General features: G+C 54.1%; 17 protein-coding genes. 16 read left to right on the top strand and 1 reads right to left on the bottom strand.

Annotated elements, in window-relative coordinates; all coding sequences use genetic code 11:
• The first annotated feature begins 50 nt into the window (after nucleotides 1–50).
• The 14 genes from ACI48K_RS15075 (at nucleotide 51) to ACI48K_RS15010 (ending at nucleotide 22,846) form a co-directional block, all read left to right on the top strand.
• Entirely contained in the window at nucleotides 51–1,871 is a 1,821-nt protein-coding gene (locus ACI48K_RS15075; protein WP_475028433.1) for a sensor histidine kinase, read from the top strand.
• On the top strand, nucleotides 1,864–3,387 hold the full coding sequence (locus ACI48K_RS15070) for a response regulator (protein WP_475028528.1): 1,524 nt from the start codon (nucleotides 1,864–1,866) through the stop codon (nucleotides 3,385–3,387). The genes ACI48K_RS15075 and ACI48K_RS15070 overlap by 8 nt, the downstream gene beginning before the upstream one ends.
• Nucleotides 3,388–3,641: 254 nt before the next feature.
• A complete protein-coding gene (locus ACI48K_RS15065; protein ID WP_475028432.1) occupies nucleotides 3,642–5,150 on the top strand; it encodes an ABC transporter substrate-binding protein in 1,509 nt (502 codons plus the stop codon).
• A gap of 84 nt (nucleotides 5,151–5,234) precedes the next feature.
• A complete protein-coding gene (locus ACI48K_RS15060) occupies nucleotides 5,235–6,164 on the top strand; it encodes an ABC transporter permease (RefSeq protein WP_475028431.1) in 930 nt (309 codons plus the stop codon).
• A 24-nt stretch (nucleotides 6,165–6,188) separates the two neighbouring features.
• A complete protein-coding gene (locus tag ACI48K_RS15055) occupies nucleotides 6,189–7,106 on the top strand; it encodes a carbohydrate ABC transporter permease (protein ID WP_475028430.1) in 918 nt (305 codons plus the stop codon).
• 46 nt (nucleotides 7,107–7,152) lie between these two features.
• Complete coding sequence (locus ACI48K_RS15050; RefSeq protein ID WP_475028429.1) at nucleotides 7,153–9,462, top strand: glycoside hydrolase family 3 N-terminal domain-containing protein; 2,310 nt, start codon at nucleotides 7,153–7,155, stop codon at nucleotides 9,460–9,462.
• Nucleotides 9,462–12,626, top strand: coding sequence for an alpha-mannosidase (locus ACI48K_RS15045; RefSeq protein WP_475028428.1), 3,165 nt, complete (start codon nucleotides 9,462–9,464; stop codon nucleotides 12,624–12,626). The genes ACI48K_RS15050 and ACI48K_RS15045 overlap by 1 nt, the downstream gene beginning before the upstream one ends.
• Before the next feature lie 56 nt (nucleotides 12,627–12,682).
• A complete protein-coding gene (locus ACI48K_RS15040; protein ID WP_475028427.1) occupies nucleotides 12,683–14,002 on the top strand; it encodes a glycoside hydrolase family 125 protein in 1,320 nt (439 codons plus the stop codon).
• A gap of 395 nt (nucleotides 14,003–14,397) precedes the next feature.
• Nucleotides 14,398–15,390 carry a glycoside hydrolase family 130 protein gene (locus ACI48K_RS15035; RefSeq protein ID WP_475028527.1) on the top strand — a complete coding sequence of 331 codons (993 nt, stop codon included), beginning with the start codon at nucleotides 14,398–14,400 and terminating at the stop codon, nucleotides 15,388–15,390.
• Nucleotides 15,391–15,501: 111 nt separating this feature from the next.
• Entirely contained in the window at nucleotides 15,502–18,228 is a 2,727-nt protein-coding gene (locus ACI48K_RS15030; RefSeq protein WP_475028426.1) for an alpha-mannosidase, read from the top strand.
• 939 nt (nucleotides 18,229–19,167) lie between these two features.
• Nucleotides 19,168–19,500: a DMT family transporter gene (locus ACI48K_RS15025; RefSeq protein WP_475028425.1), complete on the top strand. Its 333-nt coding sequence runs from the start codon at nucleotides 19,168–19,170 to the stop codon at nucleotides 19,498–19,500.
• An 81-nt stretch (nucleotides 19,501–19,581) separates the two neighbouring features.
• On the top strand, nucleotides 19,582–20,583 hold the full coding sequence (locus ACI48K_RS15020) for a carbohydrate kinase family protein (RefSeq protein WP_475028424.1): 1,002 nt from the start codon (nucleotides 19,582–19,584) through the stop codon (nucleotides 20,581–20,583).
• 47 nt (nucleotides 20,584–20,630) lie between these two features.
• Complete coding sequence (locus ACI48K_RS15015) at nucleotides 20,631–21,323, top strand: response regulator transcription factor (protein ID WP_475028423.1); 693 nt, start codon at nucleotides 20,631–20,633, stop codon at nucleotides 21,321–21,323.
• A 2-nt stretch (nucleotides 21,324–21,325) separates the two neighbouring features.
• A complete protein-coding gene (locus tag ACI48K_RS15010) occupies nucleotides 21,326–22,846 on the top strand; it encodes a sensor histidine kinase (protein WP_475028422.1) in 1,521 nt (506 codons plus the stop codon).
• A gap of 345 nt (nucleotides 22,847–23,191) precedes the next feature.
• Here the strand turns inward: ACI48K_RS15010 and ACI48K_RS15005 are convergent, their stop codons facing one another.
• A complete protein-coding gene (locus ACI48K_RS15005; RefSeq protein WP_475028421.1) occupies nucleotides 23,192–23,395 on the bottom strand; it encodes a hypothetical protein in 204 nt (67 codons plus the stop codon).
• Nucleotides 23,396–23,882: 487 nt separating this feature from the next.
• Here ACI48K_RS15005 and ACI48K_RS15000 point away from each other — a divergent pair, with 487 nt between their 5' ends.
• Together ACI48K_RS15000 and ACI48K_RS14995 are read left to right on the top strand one after the other, a co-directional pair.
• Entirely contained in the window at nucleotides 23,883–25,070 is a 1,188-nt protein-coding gene (locus tag ACI48K_RS15000) for a TolB family protein (protein ID WP_475028420.1), read from the top strand.
• 30 nt (nucleotides 25,071–25,100) lie between these two features.
• A complete protein-coding gene (locus ACI48K_RS14995) occupies nucleotides 25,101–25,817 on the top strand; it encodes a hypothetical protein (RefSeq protein ID WP_475028419.1) in 717 nt (238 codons plus the stop codon).
• Nucleotides 25,818–25,869 lie beyond the last annotated feature (52 nt).

Here is a 25,869-nt window from a genome sequence, read left to right as displayed (position 1 = left end):
TGATCCTTCCTGCCATGTTATAATGACATTTAGACTAAGGAGGCGCAGGCATGGGGATCGGCATCGGAATGATTTACCGCAATTATTTCAAAAACAATCTGTTCATGAAGATCATTCTGTTCTTCTCGGTGATCACCATCGTTACGATCATCACGTTCTCCTATCTGATGTTCAAATTCATGTCGGAGTCGGCCGTGCAGAGACAGCTGGACGTTCAGAAACGGGCGATTGAAAGCGTCAGCAATTACATCGGCTCCAAGTATGATTCCGTGCAGGGAATGATTCGCGACGTATACCGGGATAGCGAGCTTTCGGGAATTACGTCTTATTTTCTTGAACACCCCTATCAGGACTACGTTAATTACCGGCTGGACCGGTTCTACAGCTCTACGACCGACCCGATGTCCTATTTTCAAAACGCGGTCGACGACGATCCCGATATTCGCAGCCTGATGCTGTACAGCTCCAATCAGCAGCAGCTTTATGCCTATAGCAATTTTATGGATTTTAAAATCATTTCCACTAACGCGGTGCATTCCTATGTGCCGGACGTGATGTATTCGCAGGAGGGTACCAACGTTTCCGCGGCCAACATCTGGATCCGCAAAACGATCGGGCTGCCGGATTTACCGATGTATTCGGTTCGCGTTCCGATCAGTAACCGGCAGTTCTTGAAAAATATCGGCCAGTTGGTCGTTTATTTCGATACGGACAAGATTTGGAACAGCCTTGCCAATTATAAAGATGACTTAAAGGGATCGATTCTGGTGCTGACAGGCGATGGTATGGTCCTGTTCGATTCCTCCAATACTTATTATGGACGAAGATACCCCTATTTGGATCAGGTGAATTCGGTTTACGATAACGGGATAGCCGGGGCCGGGATGACCTTTACTAAGCTGACGGAAAGCCGCGGAGGCTTCACGGTGCTCAGCGCGGTGCCGCAGCGGGACTTGGCCAAAACCTATCGCGGATTGCGAAATACGATCCTGACGGTCAGCGCGATCTGCATTTTGTTCGCCATTTTGATTCCTTCGATCTTCATCAGCAATTTCGCCAAACGGACGCACGGGATCATCCGCTTCACCCGGAAGGTGCGAAACGGAGATTTAGCCGCCCGGATCACCGACGTACGGGAAGACGAACTCGGGCAAATTTCAAAAAGCTTCAACGACATGCTCGATGAGCTTAATTTGTACATTGACCGGGTATTCAAGGCGGAAATCAAGCAAAAGCAGACGGAGCTTGTAGCCCTGCAGGCGCGGATCAATCCTCATTTCCTCTATAACACGCTGGAGGTCATCCGGATGAGGGCGATCTCCCAAGGCGCCAAGGACGTGGGAGAGATGATCTACAGTCTGTCCGTGTTGTTCAAGAGCCTCGTGCAGACGAAAAAAATATATACGCTGCGGGATGAGATGGAAGCCTGCCGCTTATATCTCGAGCTGTTCCGGATCCGATATAAGGATAAGTTTAATTATACGATCACATCCGATCCGAAGCTGGACGGCAAATCGATAATGAAGCTGTCGCTGCAGCCGGTGATCGAAAATTACATCGTTCACGGCATCAAGACCGACCAGTATGACAATTGTCTGGAGATCGAGGTGCGGGAAGAACAGGAAATGCTGATCGTTGTGGTCAGCGATAACGGGAAGGGAATCCCGCCGGACAGGCTGGCCGAAATTCGCGAGGAGTTGGACAAAACGGAGGAAACGGATAAAATGTTCGGCCTCCGCAGCGTCCACAGCCGTTTGCGGTTTCTGTACGGAGCGCCGTACGGCATTGAAATCGAGAGCCGGCCGGACGAAGGGACCACCATCCTAATACGTTATCCGAATCGGGAAGGAACGGATGCTGAAGATGTATAAAGTATTTATCGTTGATGACGAACCGTTTATCATTGAAGGTTTATATGATATTTTGGATTGGCCGTCTTTAGGGTTGGAAATCGTCGGGCAGGCCGAAAACGGGCAGCAGGCGCTGGAAGCGCTGGCTATCAAGCCGGTAGACGTGCTGATCACGGATATCTCGATGCCGGTGATGAACGGCTTGACCCTGATTTCCGAGGCGCGCAAGCTCCACAGGGACCTGAAGGCCATTATCCTGAGCGGCTATAACGAATTCAATTATCTTAAAGAAGGCATGAAGCTGGGGATCGAAAATTACCTGCTGAAGCCGATCAATGTGGAAGAACTGGAGTCGACGCTCCGCAATACGGTGGAAAAGCTGGACAGCTTGAGGTCCGAAGAGCTGTACAACGCGTTTGACGTTCAAATCTTGAAGGACAATACGCTTTACCGCTGGGTAACCGGACATATCGCGGCCGCGGAATTTGCGGAACGTGCGCAGCTGCTGGGGCTGTTTATGAACTGCCCGTTTATCGTGGTGGCCGTGCTTCGGCCGGAGGGCAGTCAGCAGGACAGCTTCGAACGAATTTTTACGCGCTTGAAGGGACAGGATAGAATCACGCCGTTCCGCGATGTGGACGGGGATCTGGTCGTAATCGGATCGCTGCTGAACTGGGCCGAAGGCAAACGGGATTTTGTCGCGGTGCTGGAAGAACTCTCCCGCGAACTTGACGAGCATAGGCAGCCGGTCCGGATCGGAATCGGCAGCGTGGGTCAACTGCCCGATGAGGCGTCCCTCAGCTACAGTGAAGCCAAGCGGGCGCTGGAATATTTCATGATCTATCCGGACCGCCGGATCATCGAATACAAGGCGCTGGAGTCCCTGGACGGCAGCGAAGAGCGCAACGCAGGTATCCCGTGGGATGAATATGCCAAGCTGATTTTGGCAAGAGACCAGGAAGGCTTGATGGAGCGCATTCAATGCGATGTCGAGCAGCTGCAGAAAATCGAGGGCGTCCGTCCCGAGGACCTGCATAACGCGGCCTTGGAGCTGGTTGTCAGGTTCAAAATGGAGCTTGAGCAAATCAAACATACGGATGAAACGGATATTTTCAAAAAGGGACTCAGCCGGGTTCGAAGCTGCAATAGCATGAACGAATTGATCGCGGCTCTCCAGACGGTCGCCAAAGAGACGGTGAACTCGCTGCTGCAGGACAGCAAAAATCCGGTGGTAAATCAGGTGCTCAGCCATATTCACGGCCATTATGCCGAGGAGTTGTCACTGAAAACGCTGGGGCAGCAGTATCATATCCATCCCGTATACCTGGGGCAGCTGTTTCATAAGGAAACCGGAGAATCCTTTGCGGAATATATCAATAAATACCGGATCGAAATGGCCAAGCAGCAGCTCAAGAAATCCAATCTTAAAGTGCATGAAATCGCCCGCAATGTGGGGTACTGGGAGATCGGATATTTTTACAAGCAGTTCAGAAAATATGTAGGCATTTCACCGACCGATTATAAAGCTCTCAGCTGATGTAAACGACATGAGAATGAACTTTCCGCGAATGGGCACCTTATAGGTGCTTTTCTTGTTTTCAGAAAACGTTTTCTTTAATTTGTACCTCGATTTATTAAATTTATCTTCTTTTTGAAACTGCTTTCATCCGGTAAGGTTAGAGTAGTTAATACACCAGCCGGAAACAATAGCAACATAAAAAGTCCGGCGGTAAGCATCATAGCAAGGTGAAGTAAATTAGAAGAAAAGCACTTCAAAAGGGAGGAACACACATGAGTAAGGGAAAAAGAAGCTTTTCGTTCGTACTCGCGATGTTGATGGCCTTAACGCTCGTTTTAAGCGCATGCGGAGGGGGCAACAACAACGCGGGAGGCAACAGCGCGAACAACTCCTCGGCAAATAACGGAGGAACTAAAGAGGAAGCGCCGGTTAACCTGATTTGGTACACGATCGGCACACCGCAAAAAGACGTTGACAAGGTTATGGAAGAAGTCAGCAAGTATACGACGGAAAAAATCAACGCCACGATTACGATGAAAATGATCGACTGGGGCGACTACCCTCAAAAAATGCAAGTCAATGTCGCTTCCGGCGAACCTATGGATATAATCTTTACAGCTTCCGGCGGATTTGATTATGTGCAAAACGCCAGAAAAGGCGCATTCATGGAGCTTGACGACCTGCTGAACAAATACGGTCAAGATCTGCAAAAAGCCATTGACCCTGCGTTCCTGGCAGGCTCGAAAGTTGACGGACACAACTACGGCATTCCTGCCAACAAAGAGCTTCCTTCTGAGGAAGTATGGCGCTTCAACAAAAATCTCGTAGACAAATACAAATTCGATATTTCCACCGTACACACCCTGCAGGATTTGGAGCCGATGCTGAAAACGATCAAAGCAGGCGAACCTAACGTGACTCCGTTCGGCATGGACAAAAACTTCATTCCTACCGTTCCTTACGACTATGTCGTTCAAAACCTGCCGATGGCCGTGAAGCTTGACACAACGGACTACAAAATCGTAGACGTGCTGGAAACGCCTGAAATGAAGCAAGCGTTGGAAACGATGCATAAATACTATCAAGCCGGCTACATCGCTCCTGAAGCGGCAACCACCGGTTCGACCAACGATTTGACGACTTCCGGCAACTGGTTTACCGATAAAGCGCAAACTCAACCGCTCGCCGACAACCTTTGGTCCGCATCCTACGGATATCCTGTAGTATCCGTACCTGCCAGCGACGCGATCATTAACAACAACTCGGTTCAAGGTTCGATCATGGCGATCTCCGCGAACTCCGAACACCCTGAAAAAGCGATGGAATTCCTGAACCTGCTGAATACCGATCCGGTGCTTCGCAACATGGTCGACTCCGGTATCGAAGGTACGCACTACAAGAAGATTGACGATACTCACATGGAAAACCTGCCTGATTCGAAAAACTATGATATGCCTTCGTATTCCTTGGGCAACAACATGCTCTTGTATCTGAACCCGAACGACCCGGACGACAAATGGGATCAATTCAAGAAATTTAACGCCGAAGGCAAAAACTCGCCAATCCTGAGCTTCAACTTCGACGGTACGAAAGTGGCTACCGAAATGGCTGCCGTACAAAACGTGAAAGAACAATTCTGGTCCTCGCTGATGACCGGTACGGTTGATCCTGATTCGTATCTGCCAAAAGCAATCGAAAAGTTCAAAGAGGCCGGTCTTGACAAAGTCATCGCCGAAGCCCAAAGCCAGCTTGACGCCTGGAAAGCTGCTAACGGTAAGTAATAAATAAACAATTTCGCATTAGGGGATCGGGCGGGTGAAAGTGCGCCCGATCCTTTTTCATTCTATATTCGGGAGGGGAACGCTATGGCTGCATTTCTCAAGAACCTCATCAAAAACAAAGTCATGCTCTTCATGGTGCTGCCTGGTGCCATCTGGTTTTTCTTCTTTTCCTACTTGCCCCTTGTAGGTACCGTGGTGGCATTCAAACAGTACCGGTTCAACCGTGAAGGCTTCTGGGCCAGCATAACCAAGAGCAAATGGGTGGGTTGGGACAATTTCAAGTTCCTGTTCAACGGAAGCGACGCTTACGTGATAACGCGGAACACTTTGCTGTACAACATTGCGTTTATCGTTCTTGGTTTGGTGCTTTCCGTGGCAATGGCGGTTTTGCTGTCCGAACTGGTAGGCAAAACGCTGGCCAAGGTCTATCAAACCGGGATGTTTTTGCCGTATTTTCTGTCCTGGGTTATCGTCGGGTACTTTGCTTTCAGCTTCCTGAGCATGGACCGCGGGATGTTCAATCAAGTGCTGGGCTGGTTTGGCGTCGAGAAGATTCAGTGGTACTCCGACCCGAAATACTGGCCTTATATATTGGTTTTCGTCAATCTCTGGAAGGCCATCGGCTACAACAGCGTCGTTTATCTGGCTTCGATCATGGGCATCGACAAATCCTTGTATGAAGCGGCAATGATCGACGGAGCCAGCAAACGGCAGCAGGTCTTCAACATCACGCTTCCGCTGCTGTCTCCGATTATCATCATCATGACGCTGCTTGCGGTTGGCCGGATTTTTTACGCCGACTTCGGCTTGTTCTATCAGGTTCCAAGGGACTCGGGAACGCTGTATTCCGTTACGAACGTCATCGACACTTACGTATATCGCGGTCTGAAAACGACCGGGGAAATCGGCATGAGTACGGCTGCCGGCCTTTATCAATCGGTTGTGGGCTTCGTCCTCGTCATGGTTTCCAACTTCATCGTGCGCAAAATCGATAAAGACAGCGCCTTGTTCTAGAAAAGCTGAAAGGAGTGTCAATGTATGGCGGAACTAATCAGAAAAAAACGCGATTTTCACCATGTTTCGCGTGGATGGAATTTCGTTCTGAATCTTATTGCGGGAATCTTTGCCTTTATGTGCGTGTTCCCATTTATCTTCGTCGTTATCATCTCATTTACGGATGAGAAAGCGCTGGCCACCGACGGCTACCGGCTGATTCCGGCCAAATGGAGCCTCGCGGCTTACAAGTTCGTGTTTCAAAGCGGGGACACCTTGCTCCGTTCTTACGGGGTAACCATTATGGTTACGGTTATCGGCACACTCGTCAGCTTGATCTTGATCTCGCTGTACGCTTACGCCATTTCGCGGAAGAGCTTCCGTTACCGCAGATTTTTCTCCGTCTTTGCCATCATCACCATGTTGTTCAACGGCGGGATGATTCCGACTTATATGGTCGTTTCCCAATTGATGGGCCTTAAGGATACTCTCTGGGCTTTGATTTTGCCGCTGGCCATGAATGCTTTTTATATCATGATTCTTCGCACGTTCTACAGCACGAGCGTTCCGGAAGCGATCATCGAATCGGCCCGGATCGACGGAGCGGGGGATTTCTTTATTTTCCTGCGCATCGTGCTGCCGCTGTCGCTGCCGGGACTGGCCACCATCGGGCTGTTCAGTACGCTTGGCTATTGGAACGACTGGTTTAACGCGCTTTTGTATATCGACAATCCGAATCTGGTGCCGCTGCAGTCGATGCTGATGCGGATTGAGTCCAGCATCCAGTTCATCCAGCAAAACTCGCAGAACAGCTCGCTGAGCTTGGCTGCGATGCAATCGATTCCTCAGGATACTTCGCGGATGGCAATGGTTGTGCTTGCAACGCTGCCGATCGTTTTCGCGTATCCTTTCTTTCAGCGTTACTTTGTTCAAGGCCTGACGGTAGGTGCCGTTAAGGAATAATTCAATTCGATGCAAACACTCTAAGGCGGACAGGAGAGCAGTGGAGATGCTGATCTATAAAGATAAAACGAAACCAACTGGGGAACGGGTCGATGATCTGCTCGAACGCATGACTTTGGAGGAAAAGGTTGGCCAGCTCGTACAGCCGTTCGGATGGCAGACCTATAAACATATAAACGGTTCCGTGGAGCTTGAGGAATCGTTCAAACGGCAGGTGGAAAACGGCGGCATCGGCTCGCTTTACGGCGTGCTTCGGGCCGATCCTTGGACCGGAGTGACGCTGGAAAACGGGCTGTCCCCGAAAGCCGGAGCGGAAGCGGTCAATTTGATTCAGCGTTATGCGGTGGAGCATTCGCGCCTGGGTATTCCGATCCTGATCGGCGAGGAGTGCTCGCATGGACACATGGCGATCGGAGGCACGGTATTTCCGGTTCCGCTGTCGATCGGCAGCACCTGGAACGTGCCGCTGTACCGCGAGATGTGCCGTGCGGTGGCGGCGGAGACCCGCGCGCAAGGCGGCGCGGTCACCTATTCGCCCGTGCTGGATGTCGTCCGCGACCCGCGCTGGGGCCGTACGGAGGAATGCTTCGCCGAGGACCCTTACCTGATCGGTGAGATGGCCGCGGCGGCCGTCGAGGGATTGCAGGGCGAGGCGCTGGATCGCGAAGACAGCGTGGTTGCGACGCTGAAGCATTTTGCCGGATACGGCAGTTCGGAGGGCGGACGAAACGCGGGCCCGGTTCATATGGGCTGGCGGGAGCTGCTTGAAGTGGACCTGTATCCGTTCCGGAAAGCGGTGGAAGCCGGGGCGTTGTCCATCATGCCGGCTTACAACGAAATTGACGGCGTTCCTTGTACGGTGAACGCCGATTTGCTGGAGAACGTGCTCCGGGGCGAGTGGGAATTTGACGGCATGGTCATTACGGACTGCGGCGCCATCAACATGCTCGCCGGCGGACACGATGTGGCGAAAGACGGGCTTGACGCGTCGGTTCAGGCCATTAAGGCCGGAATCGACATGGAGATGTCCGGCGAGATGTTCGGTCAATATTTGACTGAGGCGGTACGTCAGGGCAAGCTCGAAACGGAGGTGCTGGACCGGGCGGTGCGCCGGGTGCTGGCGCTGAAATTCAAGCTTGGCCTGTTTGAACATCCTTACGCCGATTCGGAAAGAGCGGAGGAGCTGATCGGCAGCGAAGAGCATGTCGCCTTGGCACGCCAAATTGCGGCGGAAGGAATAATTCTTTTGAAAAATGACCGGGAGACGCTCCCTTTGGATCGTGGTACCGGTACGATTGCCGTGATCGGCCCGAACGCCGACCAGGGCTACAACCAGTTAGGCGATTACACTTCTCCTCAGCCGCAAGGCAAGGTCGCGACGGTGCTGAAAGGCATTGAGGCCAAGCTGTCGGATGGTTCAGGACGCGTATTGTACGCTCCAGGATGCCGGATCAAGGGCGACTCGCGGGAAGGCTTTGCGAGCGCTTTGGCCTGCGCGGCCAAGGCGGATACGGTTGTGATGGTGGTTGGAGGCTCGAGCGCGCGCGATTTTGGCGAGGGAACGATCGATCTTAAGACCGGCGCGTCCAAGGTAACGGACGATTCGTGGAATGACATGGAGTGCGGCGAAGGCATCGACCGCATGACCTTGGGACTGGCCGGCGTGCAGCTTGAGCTGATGCAGGAAGTCCGCAAGTTGGGCAAACGGCTTGTGGTGGTGTACATCAACGGCCGGCCGATTGCCGAGCCATGGGTGGACGAACATGCCGACGCGATTCTGGAGGCGTGGTATCCGGGCCAGGAAGGCGGCCATGCGGTCGCCGATATCCTGTTCGGCGATGTCAATCCTTCCGGCCGGCTGACCGTTTCGGTCCCCAAGCATGTCGGACAGCTGCCGGTGTATTACAATGCCAAACGTTCCCGGGGGAAAAGATACCTCGAAGACGATTCCAAGCCCCGTTATCCGTTTGGATTCGGGCTTAGCTACACGGAGTTCAGCTACGACAAACTTACCGTTCAGCCTGAGGTGATTTCGGCGGACGGAACGGCCGAAGTGTCGGTTGAAATTACGAATACGGGCCGGCGGGCCGGCTCGGAAGTGGTGCAAATGTACGTTTCCGATTTGGCGAGCACGGTCACAAGACCCGGCAAAGAGCTCAAGGGTTTCCGAAAAGTCCATTTGGATCCCGGAGAAACCCGTGTCGTCCGTTTTACGGTCGGCGCCGAGCAGTTGCAGTATATCGGGCGTGATTATAAGCCGGTGGTCGAACCCGGCGCGTTCCGGATTTACATTGGCAAGCATGCGGAAGACGATACGCAAAGCATGGGCTTGACAGTGCGGGAGGGTGAGCGATAATGGAGCGAATCAAACGTTTTATCCGGGAACTGTCGGAATCGGTGTGGTTGGAGCAAAAGGAACTGCAGGATTGGGAGATCACATCTTCGATCTATCAATATCCCGGAAAATACAAAGAGCTTGCCATCGAATATGATGGGCAAAATTTAGAGTGGTTTCCGAGTACCCAGGGGACGACATTTTTCTTTCGGACCCGGCTTGAGGAGCTCCCGGCCGGCTGGGACAAAGGGCATGTCGGCCTCCGATTCGAGTCCGGAGGGGAAGGCCTGCTTCGCGTCAACGGAAATTCGTTCCAAGGCCTGGACCGGAATCATGCCTTTGTGACCCTGAAGCCCGAAAAAGGGGCGTTTCGGGGACCGCTTGATCTGGAGATCGAGCTGTTTGATCCGATCCCGGAACCGGTGGATCCGCTGAACCGGCAGGCGAATATTCAGCCGCCGATCTCCAGCATCCACAGCCAGTTGGTACTGGTGAACGGGCCGGTTCAAAGCTTGCTGTATACGGCGACCGTGGTACGCGATTCCGCCGTGCTTCTGCCGGAGCAGGATTTCCGGCGCATCCGGCTGGTTGAAGCGCTGCATCACGTTATGGATGCTTACATGTTGTTGGACGAGGCGGCGATACGTGAAGGAAATTCTGTCACTGCCCTGGAACAGGAACTGATTCTGCGAGTGCGCCGGATCGGCGGGAATGCCGAAGGGCTGCTGCACATGATCGGCCAGTCCCACATCGACATCGCCTGGCTGTGGCCGGCGCGGGAGACGGTGCGCAAAACGAGCCGCACGTTCTCGACGGTGGACGCTTTGATGAACGAGTATCCGGAATACCGTTACGCCCAAAGCCAGCCGCAGCTGTTCGCTTACTTGAAGGAGAACGATCCCGAGCTTTATGAGCGGGTGAAGACGAGAATCAAGGAAGGCCGCTGGGAGCTGGTCGGAGGCATGTGGGTGGAGCCTGACTTGAACCTCCCGAGCGGAGAGTCGCTGATCCGGCAAATGCTGTACGGACAGCGGTTTTATCAGGAAGAGTTCGGAGTGACATCGGAGATCGAATGGCTGCCGGATACGTTCGGATACTGCGCGTCTTTGCCGCAGATTTTGCGGCATGGCGGCATCCATTATTTTATGACGACCAAGCTGGGCTGGAACGATACGAACGTGTTCCCGTACGATTTGTTCCACTGGGTTGGCATTGACGGCACACGGATTCTTTCCTACCTCAATCATGGGGTTAACGAAAATACGCTTCCCAAAGACATTCACGATCATTTTCAATCTTACCGGGAAAAAGCCGCACATCCCGAGCAGATGCTGCTCTACGGGCATGGAGACGGCGGCGGCGGGATCACCCGCGAAATGCTGGAATACATTAACCGCGCAGAGCTGATGGTTGGACAGCCGGCAAGCAAATACAGCACGGCGGCGGAATTTTTCGCGGGGATTGAGGCGGCGCAGCCGCAGCTTCCGCAGTGGCGCGGAGACTTGTACCTCGAGCTCCATCGCGGAACATACACGACGCACGGGCGCAATAAGCGGAACAACCGCAGAGCCGAGATTTTGTACCGGGAAGCGGAAATCTGGAGCGCGCTGGCGGCTCCGACTATGAGCGAGGATTTGCAACTGCAGACTGGCCGGTTGTTGCACCAAGGCTGGAAGCTGATTTTGCTCAACCAGTTCCATGATATCATTCCGGGTTCGGCTATCACGGAAGCCTATGAAACTTCGGAGAAGGAATATAAGGATGTATTCAAGCACGGGAATGCCGGACTCGCTAACGGACTTTCCGCACTGGCCGGGCTCGTTGCGACGGAAGGCGAAGGTCTGCCGTATATCGTGTTCAACAGCTTTGGCTGGGATTATACGGGCGTGGCGTCGATTTCGGCCGGTGAATTAAGCGAATCCGGTATGGATATCCGGAACATCGCCGTTTACGACGAGACCGGAGCTCGGCTTGCTTTCGATGCGGTTGCAGACAGTACGGAGGGTACTGGGCCGATGCTTTATGTCCAAGTTCCCGAGGTGCCGAAATTCGGTTATAAAACGATTTGGCTGAGAACCGAAGAAACGGCTCATACCGAGGGTTCTTCGAATGCGGATACGTCGGTGAAGACGGCCGAGCACTCCGCGCTGGAGGGCTGGGAGACGGAATACTACCGGATCCGGTTTAATGACCGCGGTGAAATCATCAGCCTGTGGGATAAGCGCGCGGACCGCGAGATCGTCATCCCGGGGGAAGCGGCAAACCGCTTTCACTTCTTCCATGATCGTCCGACGCTGTGGGACGCCTGGGATATCGATAGCCGGTACGAACAGCAGCCGGCCGGCGACGCGGTGCTGCTGGAGAAGCGCGTCGTTTCTCGCGGATCGGTTCAGGACGTCCTGCGCTTCCGCTGGAAACTGGGACAATCGGAAATTACGCAGGATATGGTGTTATACCATCGGAACCCAAGAATCGATTTCCGCACAAAAGTGAATTGGAACGAAGCTCATAAGCTGCTTAAGGTTGGTTTTCCCATCGATGTGGTTACGGAAACGGCCACTTATGAAATTCCATTCGGCGCGCTGGAGCGTCCGACTCACCGCAATACGAGCTGGCAGCAGGCGCAATATGAGGTGTGCGGCCACCGTTTTGCCGATGTTTCGGAACGGGGATATGGAGTCAGCCTGCTGAACGACAGCAAATACGGTTACGACATTCAAGGCAGCACCATTCGCCTGTCCCTGCTGCGGGCGCCGAAATGGCCGGATATCACCGCCGATCTGGGTGAGCATGAATTCATTTATTCGCTGTACCCGCATGCCGGAAGTTGGCAGGAAGCCCATACGTTGCGGGCAGCCGCCGAGCTCAATCATACCCTGGAGGCCGTGCCTTCCGCCGCCAAAGCGGGGCTGCTTCCAAGCCGGTATTCCTTTGTCGGTTTCACCGGTCAACATGTTGTTCTCGACACCGTAAAACCAGCCGAAGACGGGGATGGAGTCGTCCTGCGCATGTACGAATCGGCGGGCGGACGCGAACGCGTAGAGCTGAGCTGGCTGCTGCCTTACACCGGGGTGTTCCTGTCGAACGCGCTGGAGCAGGAGCTGGAGCCGGTGGACAATGAGATCGGTCCCATCAGCCTGCAATTTAACCCTTATGAAATCAAAACGATTAAAATCAAAGGCTAACCGAACGAATAGAACAGCGTCATAGATTTTCATCCGAAAAAGGAGCGAAACCGTCAATGGAACAATTTAGACTCCCTAAAATCCCGATGCCGAAGCTGGAACTTCCGCAGTCCATCCAGGACGTACTGGCGGAGGCCGACGAAAAGCTGAAACACCGTCCGAAGCTGCTGCAGCTGTTCAAGAACTGTTTTCCGAACACGCTGGAAACGACGACGAAGTTGCTGGATGACGGCACGACATTTGTGATTACCGGAGACATTCCGGCATCCTGGCTGCGGGATTCGGTCGAACAGGTCATTCATTATGTGCCTTTTGCCAAAAATGATCCCGATCTGCAGCGCATTATCCGCGGGCTGATCAAGCGCCATGTTGATTATGTGCATATCGATCCGTACGCTAACGCTTTTAATGAACTCGCCAACGATTGGCACTGGAACACGACGGACGTGACGGAGATGTCTCCGTGGGTTTGGGAACGGAAATACGAAATCGACTCGCTTTGCTTTGTTGTCCGTCTTGCGTATACCTACTGGAAAGAAACCGAATTGACCGACATTTTCGACGCCGGCTTCAAATCGGCGATGCGCCGCATTTACGATCTGTTTAAAACCGAGCAGCATCATTTCGAGCAGACACCTTACCGCTTCAGCCGAAACAATGGCATCCCGACCGACTCCTTGCGAAATAACGGCCTAGGTATGCCGGTAAATTACACCGGAATGATCTGGTCCGGCTTCCGCTCAAGCGACGACGCCTGCGATTTCCACTATAACGTTCCGGGCAACATGTTTGCCGTCGTTGCGCTTCGTCAGATGCAGGAGTTCGCGGAATGGGTATTCCGCGACATGGACTTCCTGGCTGAGCTTAAGGAGCTGGAATTTGAAGTCGATCACGGCATCAAGCTGTACGGCATTTACCGGCACCCGGAATTCGGGCCGATCTATGCTTACGAAACCGACGGTTTCGGCAACTACTGCCTGATGGACGACGCCGGCACGCCGGGGCTCGTCTCCATTCCGTATCTCGGTTATGTAGGCGCCGACGATCCTATCTATCAAAATACAAGACGGTTTGCGTTGAGCAAAGCCAACCCGTTCTACTATGAAGGCAAAGTGGCCAAAGGCATCGGCAGCCCGCACACGCCGGAGGATTACATCTGGCACATGGCGCTTTCGATGCAGGGCATCACGGCGCAAACGAAGGAAGAGAAGCTGGAAATGATCGCGATGCTGGAAGCGACGGACGCGGGCACCGGCTTCATGCACGAGGGCTTCCATGCCGACGATCCGAACACCTTTACCCGCAAATGGTTCGCCTGGTCGAACAGCTTGTTCTCGCAGCTCGTGTACCGGGCGATGAAGGAAGGCATTTTGTAATTTTCGACGATATAAGGGAAGATCGATGGTTAGAGGGGCGGCTTAACTGGCTAGACTGGCTTGTCTTAGGCCGCCAGCGGCTTAACGGATCTGAGAGCCCTTATTGGCCGCCCAAATGGGCGATTCAATTTCTAACGGATCGACGTGTTCTTATTTGCTTGAAAAAGGCCGGAAAGATGCGCCGAAACCCCGAATAAGGTCAAGGGAGTCCGTTACGTTCTGCAAGCCCTCGATTTCACCGAAATAACGTGGCTATGGCCCGTTAGGATCTGTGGGAAGCCTCACGGATGGCCTTATTGAACCTGAACCGGAGCGGGATTTCGGTAAGTTTTGTATCCCAGATGAGCGATTTCACAACGATCTATACACTTTTCAACCCCAAAGGAGAGAGAAACATGACCCAAATTATCGGCGAGTCCCTGAAAAACATCCCTTGGCAGGATAAGCCTGCCGGAACGAATGCGCCGGTCTGGCGCTATTCGGCCAATCCGATCATCGAACGCCACGCCATCCCGAATGCCAACAGCGTGTTCAACTCGGCCGTCGTTCCTTTTGAAGGCGGATTTGCCGGGGTGTTCCGCTGCGACTCGAGATCGGTCAGCATGGACATTTTCGCAGGCTTCAGCGATGACGGCATAAACTGGAGAATCAACCATGAGCCGATCGTGTTCGAAGGCGACGAGGAAGTGACCAAACGCGAATACCGTTACGATCCGCGCGTCTGCAAAATCGGAGACCGTTTTTACATCACCTGGTGCAACGGCTACCACGGCCCAACGATCGGCATCGCCTACACGACCGATTTCAAAACGTTCCATCAGCTGGAAAACGCCTTTTTGCCGTACAACCGCAACGGAGTGCTGTTCCCGCGTAAAATCGGGGAACATTACGCAATGCTCAGCCGTCCGAGCGATACCGGCCATACACCGTTCGGGGATATTTTCTACAGCGTGAGCCCGGACCTGACGTTCTGGGGCAAACACCGCTACGTGATGGGCACCATTAACGGCGACGCCTCCGCTTGGCAGTCCAAAAAAATCGGCCCGGGACCGGTTCCGATCGAAACCGACAAGGGCTGGCTGCTGATTTACCACGGCGTGATCAACACCTGCAACGGATTTGTGTACCGCATGGGCGCGGCGCTGCTCGACATCGACAAACCGTGGATCGTTAAAGCCCGTTCCCGCAACTATATTCTCGGCCCGGAAGAGCTGTACGAATTAACGGGCGACGTGCCGAACGTGACCTTCCCGTGCGCGGCTTTGACCGACGCCGACACCGGCCGGATCGCCATTTACTACGGCTGCGCAGATACAGTAACCGGACTTGCGTTCACGACCGTGGATGAGCTGCTGAAATACATGGAAGAGTACCCTTTGGAAGCGTAAGAGATAAGTTTGAGCCAAAAGAATTCGATGGCACGAGGGCGGAATGATTCCGAAGAAGCGATCTTTGGAGTATTTCGCCCGGTTGCCTTCATGAAAGCGGGGGATCGGCCCATGAAGAAGCAAAGAACGGCGCATATCGTTTCCCACACCCACTGGGACCGGGAATGGTATCTGCCTTATGAAAAGCACCATGTGCGTCTTATCGAGCTGGTGGACGCTCTGCTGGACAAACTGGACGGCGATTCCGAGTTCAAAAGCTTTTATCTGGACGGCCAGACGATCATTCTGGAGGATTACCTTCAGGTCCGGCCGGAGAACAAGGAACGCTTGGAGAAATACATCCAAGAGGGCCGTATTCTGATCGGTCCTTGGTATATTTTGCAGGACGCGTTCCTGACGAGCGGGGAAGCCAATATCCGCAACATGCAAATCGGGCACAAAGACGCGAAAAAATACGGCGAGCCGTCCAAGATCGGTTATTTTCCCGATACGTTCGGACTTGTCGGACAAATTCCGCAGCTGATGCAGCAGTCGGGCATCAAGAACGCCTTTTTCGGCCGCGGCGTGAAGCCGACGGGGTTCAATAACACCGTCTCCGATGGCGGTTATGAATCCTCGTTTTCGGAGCTGATCTGGGAAGGACCCGACGGTTCCAAGGTGCTGGGCATCCTGTTCGCCAACTGGTACTCCAACGGGAACGAGGTACCGGTGGACGAGGCGGAAGCAAGAGAGTTCTGGGACCGCAAGCTGGCCGACGCGGAGAAATACGCTTCGACCGGCGAGCTGCTGTTCATGAACGGCTGCGACCATCAGCCGCTGCAGCTTGATCTGCCGGAAGCGATCCGCACGGCCCAAAAGCTCTACCCGGATACGGAGTTCGTCCATTCGAACTTTCCGGACTATTTGCGGGCGCTGGACGGGGCGCTGGACCGCGAACTCTCCACGGTGAAGGGCGAGCTGCGCAGCCAGCGGACCGACGGTTGGGGAACGCTGGTCAACACGGCTTCGGCCCGCGTCTATTTGAAGCAGATGAATCAGGAAGGGCAGGCGCTGCTGGAAAAAGTAGCGGAGCCGCTCGCTTCGATGGCTAGTTTGCTTGGCAAGGATTATCCGCATCACCTGTTTACGTATGCATGGAAGACGCTGATGCAGAACCATCCGCATGACAGCATTTGCGGCTGCAGCGTGGACGAAGTGCACCGCGAGATGGTGACGCGTTATGCCAAAAGCCGCCACGTAGCCGAATCGCTGATCGACGACAGCAAAACGGCGATCGCCGAAGCGGTAAACACGTCCATTTTCGCCAAGTTCGGCGAGGACCCGCTGCCGCTGATCGTCATGAACACGACGGGCTGGACCCGTACGGGAACGGTGAGCATCGAACTTGACGCCGCGCGCTTGTACTTGAGGGACGGCCTCGGTCTGGAAGAAACAGCCCGCCGGATGAAGTCCGTTGATCTTTCCGGCCGGGAACTGGTCAATGAAAAGGGCAATACGGTGCCTTGCACGGTGGAGGATCTCGGACTGTTGTTCGGATACGACCTTCCCGACGATAAATTCCGCCAGTCTTATATGTGCCGCCGGGTAAGAATCACATTCCAGGCGGATCAAATCGCGGCCCTCGGCTTCCGCACTTTTGCTTGGGTACGCCGCTTGGCGGCCCCTTCCAAACGGATTTCCCTCTTTACCGGAGATATGGTCATGGAGAACAATCTGCTCAAGGTGGAAATCGCCGAAGACGGGTCGTTTGCATTAACGGACAAATCGACGGGCCGGCGGTTCACGGATCTTGGCGTTTACGAAGATACCGGCGATATCGGCAACGAATATATGTACAGACAACCGGACGGCGAGCGGGCGCTTACGACGAAGGGGCTCACGGCCAAAATCCGGGTGCTGGAAGACGCACCTTACCGCGCTTCCGTAGAAATTCGCCACGATTGGGAGGTTCCGGCCTCGGGCGATGCCAAGCTCGATGAAGAACAGCGGGAGCTTGTGTATTATCCTTGGCGCAAAGCCGGACGAAGCAACCAGACGACCGTGTTGAAGCTTCGGACGGTAGTGTCGCTGGAAGCGGCCGGCAAGGGATTGCACATCGAAACGACCATCGACAACACGGCGAAGGACCATCGGGTACGGGCGTTGTTCCCGACCGATTTGGCCGCTTCGGTGCACAACGCCGATTCCATGTTCGAAATCGCCGTACGGGACAATGAGCCGGCTCCGGAATGGGAAAATCCGAGCTATACTCAGCACCAACAGGCTTTTGTCGATGTCAGCGACGGTACGGCAGGCTTAACGGTGGCCAACCTTGGCCTGAACGAATACGAAGTGCTGCGCGACGGCCGCAACACGATTGCGGTCACGCTGCTGCGTTCGGTGGGCGAGCTCGGCGACTGGGGCTTGTTCCCGACACCGGAAGCGCAGTGCCTTGGCGTGCATACCGCACGTATGGAGCTGATCCCGCACAACGGGGACGGCATGGCCTCCGGCGCTTATGCCGAAGCCTATCAATTCCAGGTTCCGTGGACGTTGTCCCAAACCGGACTGCATGACGGAGCCTTGACTCCTTCCTATGCGGCGCTGCAATGGGAAGGCGCGGAACTGGCTTTCTCTTCGCTGAAAATGAACGAAGAGTCGGGCGACCTGATGCTTCGCTGGTACAACATGAGCGGCAAAATGTCGGAACTGACATTGAGCCTGAATATTTCGCACAGCCATTTCTACAAAACGACGATTCTGGAAGAAACAGCCCAGCCGATCGCCGGGAATGCCGCAGGCGGCTTGTCGCTGCTGACCGGACCGTGCGAGATCGTAACGGTCGGCATTCACGTTTAAGCTCCCCGGCCTTGGTTCATTGAAACGCGGGCCGATCGGACAGAGTTGATATCTCTAAATTGACAGAAAAAGGCTCCCGTGGCATCGTAAAGATGTTGCGGGGGCCTTTTTCTGTTTTTTTGCGGCTGCGTTGGTAAACGCCTTAGGAGTCGCAATAGAGCTACATTGGGAGTCAAGTTAGGAAGTTGCATTAGGGTTCGCATTAGAGGTCACGTTAGGAGTTGCAATAGAGGTCGCAATAGTGTCGCATTAGGAGTTGCGTTAGAAGTTACTTAAGGTCGCATTTAGTAATCACATTGGGAGGCGCCTTCAGGAATTGTTGCATAAAGTGCAAATTTTTGAGCGGGAGGAACGGCTGCAGCCGGGTATTGTTGCATAAAGTGCAACATATTTCAGCAAATCGGCTGAAAAACGGGCGCTAAGGTCAAAAATGTTGCACAAGATGCAACATTCGGCCATAAATGTGCGGATTACGGTTGAATTGTTGCACAAAGTACAACATTTCGCAGCTAATGCCAGGATGATGATCCGATTGCTGCACAAAACCCAACATTTTAGCGATTTACATAGACCAATTTCCCGTTGCAGCGCATTAAACATCATATCAGCCGCTTTGCCTGATCCATGCGCCCATTGTTATGTGAAATTCGACATTTTTCATACCGGCCGTCTCGCAGAGTTTTAAAGCAGTATCCCGGCGAAGCTCCAGGCAAAGTTCCCGGCAAAACTTCCCGGTAAAGCATCACGGCAAATTTGTACCTGCAACAATCCGGTGATTCGGGCACCGCAATTTGGGGCTCCGGCCCCAATATTCATCAGCTGCGTTTTTTTGCAGGCGGCCGTTAACTGCTATACACTGGAAAAAGGGCGGCGGCGAACGGGTATTTCGCGGAGTAACTTTCATTTCGCCCGACAATAACCAAAGGAGCAGGAGTAACTATGGCTTATGTATGGCTGGGGTTGGCGATTTTATTCGAAGTGTGCGGCACGACGTTCATGAAGCTGTCGGAAGGTTTTACACGGCTGTGGCCGTCGGTGGCCATGGCGGTATTTTACATATTAAGTTTCGGCTCGATGAGTCTGTCCTTGAAAAAGCTGAACGTGGGAACGGCGTATGCGATTTGGTCGGGGCTTGGCACGGTGCTCATTGTTGTCGTAGGCATGATCTTCTTTAAGGAACAGATGAACTGGCTTAAAGCAATCTGCCTGATGCTGATCATCGCCGGAGTGATTGGCTTGAACCTGTCGGGAGGCGCGCATTCCGCGGGGTAAGTCCCTGGAGCCGCTTGAATTCGAAAGAGGTTCGAATTTGTCCGTGTTGTATTTAGTCCTATGGCAAAGGAGAGAATGCAGATGAAGGAAAGAAGGCAGGGGATTATTTCGCTCGGCGAAGCGCTGATCGATTTTATCCCGCTCGACGAACAAAATTCGACTTACCGCAAAAGTCCCGGCGGAGCGCCGGCCAATGTGACCGTCGGTGCTGCCCGGCTGGGAGCGAAGTCAACGTTTATCGGCAAGGTGGGCCGGGACGTACTTGGCCGGTTTTTGCGGGAGACGTTGGCGGAGTACGGCGTGGACACGGAGAGCATGATCCTTTCGGAAGAGGCGCGTACCGAGGCTGTTTTTGTGACCCTGGCGCCAGGCGGCGAGCGCAGCTTCGAGTTTTTTCTTAACCCTGGCGCCGACCGGTTTTTGCGTGAAGAGGAGATCCGCCCGGATGTATTCGGGGATCACCGCGTGTTTCATTTCGGGTCGATCTCCCTGATCGGCGAACCGGCGAGAAGCGCAACGCTTAAAGCGCTCAGACTCGCCCGCCAAAACGGACTGATCGTTTCCTATGATCCCAATCTCCGGCTGAGCTTGTGGGAGAATGAGCATACGGCGAGAGCCGTGATTTTGTCGATGATGGACCAAGCGGACCTTGTAAAGATTTCGGAGGAAGAGCTGGAATTTTTGGCGGTGGAGTCCGAAACCATTAACTTCCCTGGCCACGAACGGGAAACGGTTAATAAGGCCAAGGCATTTGCGGCTAAGTACGCCGTTCCTTTGCTCGTCGTCACCCGGGGCGGCGAAGGAAGTATCGTGGTTGTTCGGGGTGAAGCTAGGCAAGTGCCGGCGCTGAAGGTGAACGTCGTCGATACGACGGGGGCGGGAGACGCTTTCGTATCCGCTTTGTTGTACCGCCTGGACCGGTACGAGGGCGGGATCGGGCGGCTTACGCCGGACGAAGCGGCCGAGATGGCCCGCTTTGCCAGTGTGTCCGGCGGGCTTGCCGCCTCAGCCAAAGGAGCGATGACGGCGCTGCCGACGCTTCGGGAAGTCGAGGACCGTCTAAGAGGCGAGGAGCTGCGGTAGGCTGCAGCCAGGCCAGACAAAGAGGCAGCGAAAAGAGGTGGACGATTTTGGTTAAGGTACTCGTAGTGGATGATGAAGCCAGCATTTCGGGTGCGGTTGCTTATGCCCTCCAAAGGGAAGGCTACGCCGTGGAAACGGCGGGAGACGGCCAGGAGGCGCTGGGTGCCGTGGAGACATTCAGGCCCGACGTGATGGTGCTGGATGTGATGATGCCCCGGCTGAGCGGATATGAGGTGTGCCGCAGGCTGGAGGGACGGGAGGATCGGCCGGCCATCCTTTTGCTGACCGTCAAGAACGATATTGTCGACAAGGTGCTGGGGCTGGAGCTCGGCGCCGATGACTATATGACCAAACCCTTCGATATGCGTGAGATCATCGCCAGGGTCAAGGCGTTGTCCCGCAGACGCGGAAATGAAAACGCCGCCCCTGCCCTTCCCGAGCAGGAGGTCCTGCACCTCGGTGCGCTTGCTGTCGATCCGTTCGGCCGAACGGTCCGCGTGAACGGCGCGCCGCTGGAGCTGACTCCGAAGGAGTTCGACCTGCTGGCGCTGCTGGCGCGGAACCCGGAGCGCGTATATTCCCGGGAAGCTTTGCTGGAGCTTGTTTGGGAGATGGATTTCGCCGGAGGAACCCGCACGGTGGATATTCATGTTCAGCGGCTCCGCAAAAAACTGGGAGATGCGCAGGGATTGATCCAAACGGTGTACGGCATCGGCTATAAAAGTACAAGGACGCCCTAACGATGACAGCGAAAGCGAACGTGAAACTAAGGATCGGCCTCAGAGGAAAAATGCTGCTGATGCTCGCCTTGCTGCTGGCCTTTGTGATGATCGTGCTCAGCACGCTGGTGCTGGCGGGAATCCGCGAGGATCAGCGCGCCAGGCTGGAGCAGTCTTTTGCCCACCAGGCGGATGCGGCGAATTTGCGGGTACGGCAGGAATATTTGACCGGACAAAGGGTGGTTCCGGATGCGTTTATGGAGCAGAGCGGACAGCGGCTGGCCGTGGATCTCGGGGAACAAAGCGGCATGGCGGTGACGCTTTACAAAACGGACGGCACGTTTGCCGGCACCTCGCTTCCGATCGAGCCGAAGGCCGATGTGGAGGATGCGCTTGCCTACACGGCCAAAGGGCAGTCGGCTTACATTACCGAAGGGGACCAGGTGCTCTATCTCGCCCCGCTTTATAACGCGGACCAATTTCTCGGAACGGTGCAATTTCATGCTTCCTTGGCGGAGCAGTACGCCTTCTACGCGCGCATCCAAAAGCTGTTTATCTTAACCGGAGCCGCTGTGCTGGCCGCCGGTTTCCTGATCGGCTATTTATACGTTTACCGGCAGGTGAACGTGATCGGGAAACTGAATGCCGCATTCAGGAGGATTGGCGAGGGACAATACCTGGAGGTGCCGCCGGTGCGCCGCAGCGATGAACTGGGAGAACTGTCCCAGGGGATTTTCGAGATGAGCCGGAGCATCTCGTCCTCGGTCAGCCAACTGACGGAAGAAAAACGGAAGCTGCTTGCGGCCATCGCCCGGCTGCAGGAGCTGGAGCAGCAGCAAAAGCAGTTCATCGGCAACATCAGCCACGAGCTGAAAACACCGCTGACCTCCATTTTGGCGTATGCCGATCTGCTGGAAATGTACCGGGATGATCCGGGACTGCTGGAGCAGGCCCGCGAGCAAATCGGCAAGGAAGCCGAGCGGTTGTACCGCCTGGTGGAGAAAGCACTGCAGCTGTCTTCCATGGACGTGTACGATTTTGAAACCAAAGCGGAAGACGTCCGGGTAAAACCGCTGCTTCAGGAAGCGGCGGAACGGCTTGCGGCCAAAGCCGCGCAAAGTGAAGTCACTTTGGAAACCCGCTTAACGGAAGGAACCGTCTGGGCGGATCCCGATAATTTGACGCATATGGTGCTGAATTTGCTGGACAATGCGGTCAAGTACAATAAACACGGCGGACGCGTCATGTTGTTCAATCGTTTGGAGACGGATGTAGAGGGCCGGATGGTCATGCGCATTGAGGTCGAAGATACGGGGATCGGGATTCCCGCCGAACTGCAAAACCGGGTCTTTGAACCGTTTTATACGGTAAGCGCCGACCGGTCGAGAGCGACGGGAGGAACGGGGCTGGGCTTGCCGCTCGTACGCAGCTTGGCGGAGAAGCAGCATGGCCGGGTTTGGCTGGACAAGTCGGACGATACCGGTTCGCGGTTCGTGATTGAGCTTCCTGCCTTTCGCCCCAATCCGGATGCGCCGGAGAATTGAAAATGATCTTCGCAGAAAATATAGTAAACTCATCATAATAACAGAGCAGAAAACTTGCCGGATCGATTTCGAGGATTTGCGTTAGAACAAATGGACTGGTTTAGTCTGCTTAACCCTGGTCAACGACATCCCCAAACGCCGCATCCTTCCGACACATAAAATAGCGGTCTATTATGGCCTTATTTCCACTGGAGAGGCCTCATTCCAAATGAATAGCGCCGTCTTATGGCCTTATTTCTTCAGAAAGGCTCCTTGTTCCCTCGGTTTTGGACATTTTGCCGAAATAGGGCCATTTTGCATCGCTATTTTTGGAAAAATGCGGTTTCGAAGTGAAATAAGGCCATTTTATACCGCTATTCGAGAAATCGTTCGAGGAGTCGCCTTTTGCCGCTTATGTTGATTCCAGGCCAGGACGGCCCCTTTCAGCGACCGCCGCCCCTGCGTGGCAAAAGTATGCCGGATCCGAACCCGATGGGGCTCAACCCGGCTGCGCACGAACAGCTCTTTCTCGATGCCGAGCCCACTCCGGCTGACCGGACTGCCGGTCATGCAAGCCCTCACGCGGATCCGAACGCAGGCCTGCGCGCTGTGAATCAAGGGCAACCAAAGCTTACGGCGTTTTCAATTCGAAACTTGCCGTAATCCAGCCCGGAGATCGGATGGCTTTCACTTGCCCGGCACTTCCCGACGATTTGCTTAGAAAGCGGCAATAGACCCAATAGAAAAAGATGGTACAGGGATAGCCCCTGACACCATCTTTTCTTTCACTTTGGATTCCTTTTTCAGTTAAGCAAGCGGTTCGTAAATGAGCCATATTACTTTTGGGACAGCCTCGCTTTATCGTTTTTGGCTGTTTCATGTTTTGCGTTTTTTTGGGAATATTGTTTACAGGTTCGTTACAAGCCGGATATGTTTTGGAGATATCCCGCTCCTATACTGTAGTCAACAGGGAAACTTGAAGCAGGGCAGCCAAGCGGGACGCCCCAAGCCTACGGCGGAAGCTCCCTGGTTCAATAAAAGTTCAGGAGGACCTGTTATGAAGCTTAAGCGTTGGAGAACACCGAATGCCTTGAAAATCGGCTCAGTGCTTATCCTTGCGGCCGGCTTGGCGGCCTGCCAGTCCCAGAACAGCGGGCTGAAGGTTGTGAGTCCCGGCGGCATCCAGAGTCCGGGGAGCTCCGCTCATCCCGACGATCAGAATGGGGGAGACCGCAAACTGACGGTAGTCAAGAACTCCGGGAACCGTGAAAGCCGCGAAGTGGCCATTGAACGGATTCATCGCTTGGAGGGCGCCAATATCGAAGGCTGGCTATCCGAGACGGAAGTGAAAATCACCACGACCAAGCTGGTGAAGCCCGGCACGGACACGGAGGAGGCGAAATACTCCTACACGACTTCGATATACGATCTGGCCATCGACAAACAGCTGCGCACGGTCACTGGAGCGGAGGCTCAGCAAGGGGAAGTTATCAAGGAAACGGTATCCCCGGACGGAAAGTACAGCTTCGTTCAGAAGTGGAAGGACAAATACACCGCGCGCAATTTCGTGAAAAATTTGAGTACGGGCGAAAGCGTTGAAGTTAAGGGGGAAAACTATTTGGAACTTGGCGGCTGGCTAGGCGATGACACGTATGTTCTGGCGGCCGGCTCCATGAACGGGCCCGGAGAACTTCGCGAAATTTCCGTAAGCGGCGAGTCCGAAAAGCTGGAATTTCATGATCCCGAGGTAGAGTACTTCTCGCAGTTCGGCACGGGGCAGGGGCAGATTTTTTATACGGACGATCATCACGATTTAAAAAGATTCGAACCGGGGCAAAGCCAGCCGGAGACGCTGATTCATGAAGTGGGTTCCTTCATGGTGTCCCCGGACGGAAAACGCATCGCCGTTTCGACCATGCCGACCAAGGAGCGGCCAGGGACGGAGCTGCGCATGTACAATTCCCAAGGCAGCCTCCAGGGCTCGCTGATCGGAAAAGGAGATTTGCTGCCTTATATGATTTGGTCGCCGGATTCGTCCAAGCTCGCTTTTGCCGTATACACCGAGGAGAAGAGCGGAATGAACGGAGTGTATGTTTTTAGCTCGGATTCCGGCAAAGTATCGCTTGTCGCCCCTAACGCATTTCCGACCTATCCGCTCAGCTGGAGCCCTTCCGGCACCCGGCTTGGGGTCACTGCCTCGGATAAAGACGGGATTTCGGCAACGCAGATTATCGATTTCAAATAAAGAGAAAATATGAAAAAGGAGAGAATAAAAATGAACAAAATGACAAAAAAATCCATTGTATCGCTGATGGTGCTGGGAATGACAGTGACGGGAGCAGCAGGCGTTTATGCGGGAACGAACCTGCAAAAAATCACGGCTTATTTGAACCATGATCTCTCGATCAAAGTCAACGGAACCGCATATACGCCAGTGGACGGTAAAGGGGGCAAACTCTCGCCGATCACCTATCGCGACACGGTTTACCTTCCGGTACGTTCGGTTGCCGACGCCTTGAAGGTTCCGGTATCCTATGACGCAAAAAATCATCAGGTTCTCATTGGCTCCGGCAGCCAATCCGGTTCAAAGGGCGAAACCGCGAACACTTTGACGGATATCAAATACAGCTCGGCGGAGCTGCAGAATATCCGCAAGGAATTCGCCAAATTCGAAGGTTTCGAAGCAGCCTATGCTCCTAAACAAATGATTTCGGGAGACGTTTACCAAAAGGTCGCTGCCACGGATGACGGCGTAAACCTGATCTTTAAGAAAATGACCGTGAACATTTCGCCAAGAGACTATTCGGACGGATATGACAGCACCGCCGTAACCTTGTCGAACGGCGTTCAAGCCAAGTGGTATACGCCGAGTGACACGCCGATGTTGAGCTTTAAGCTGGACGATCGATTCGTAACGATCAGCTCCCCCGACCATTCGCTAAGCAAAGCGCAAATCGAGAAGGTTGCCGTGAGCGTCGCCAAGTTGAAATAATGCGGAATTCGAAATAACTAAAGACGGCACATGGGGGGGCCCTGTGCCGTCT

Source organism: Paenibacillus terrisolis (genome assembly GCF_056171975.1).
Note: the sequence above shows the minus strand (reverse complement) of the source record. Positions and strands in the feature narration are given on the sequence as shown.